Annotated in this window: 1 pseudogene; it reads left to right on the top strand. The window is 52.1% G+C overall.

The features are described from left to right. Window positions 1-238, top strand: a pseudogene (locus IFT47_RS27470) (hypothetical protein); the annotation flags it as partial. Window positions 239-265: the final 27 nt, after the last annotated feature.

The following is a 265-nucleotide window of genomic DNA, read 5'->3' as shown; positions in this document are numbered from 1 at the left end:
TCTGTATTTCTTGGTCATGATCGTTCCTCAATGGGTACAGTTTCCCCCATTGAGGTGTCCGGGGTCATTAGGCCAGCTCAATCCGTTTCGTGAAGGGAATGGGCGGGCTCAGCGGATTCTGTTTGAGCACATCATTGTGAATGCGGGGTTTGAGATCAGTTGGTGGCCGGTGGAGGCGGAGGAATTGAGCTGGCCTAATGACCCCGGACACCTCAATGGGGGAAACTGTACCCATTGAGGAACGATCATGACCAAGAAATACAGA

It is taken from the genome of Pseudomonas sp. CFBP 13711, assembly GCF_014842265.1.
In the GTDB taxonomy this organism is placed as follows: domain Bacteria; phylum Pseudomonadota; class Gammaproteobacteria; order Pseudomonadales; family Pseudomonadaceae; genus Aquipseudomonas.
Note: the sequence above shows the minus strand (reverse complement) of the source record. Positions and strands in the feature narration are given on the sequence as shown.